The sequence below is a fragment of the Kluyvera sp. Awk 3 genome (assembly GCF_028069715.1).
GTDB lineage: Bacteria > Pseudomonadota > Gammaproteobacteria > Enterobacterales > Enterobacteriaceae > Kluyvera > Kluyvera georgiana_A.
Genome location: NZ_JANEWH010000315.1, coordinates 1 through 677 on the forward strand (window position 1 = coordinate 1; position 677 = coordinate 677).

1 pseudogene is annotated in these 677 nt (G+C 37.4%); it reads right to left on the bottom strand.

Going from position 1 to position 677, the window contains the following annotated elements:
- Positions 1–677, bottom strand: a pseudogene (locus NNN71_RS24870) (glycosyltransferase); the annotation flags it as partial.

Below are 677 nucleotides of genomic sequence, written 5' to 3' on the forward strand. Positions count from 1 at the left end.
TTACCATTCAATTCGATCAGTTTTATCTGATCAGTGACCCATTTGATATCTTGATCAAGTGTTAAATTTGTAACCAACTCGCAACCTGGTATCGAACCTATAGCTAACAGCTGAGGAAATGGATTTTTATACCAACTGAACATAGCGGCAAACAATCCAATGGTGTAATGTTCCTTTGTTGGCGCTGACAGCGTATTTAAAACCGATGGTTCAATAATATAATTACTTACTGAATACGATTTTATATCAAATTGTTCAAGCGTATTTGACAATTGAGGTTTAAAGGAAACCACACCATTAATAGTATTTTCCTTATATAAACTAAGCCAATCATCAAAGGTTTTATATTGTGCAGAGTCTACCCATTGAGCAGGAGAACCGTGCCAGCCAAAGAATATTTTTATCGATTTATTTTTCTGCTTGAGCATTTTAGCTAACTGCATCTGCAACATTGTACCACCGCTCATTATCACGGTTTTCAGTTCTGAAGATTCAGCTAATAGTTCACTCAAACGCTCTAGAAAGCTGTGCTCGTTAACCTGCGGGAATTCCGTTTTGTAATAGGGAAACGGCAAGCTAGATTCTTTGAAAAAACTGGCTGTTGAGGTTGCCACGCCAGACCAATACGGCGAATAAAGTGCAATTATTTTCTGGCCAGAGATACTTTTAGTATAGAA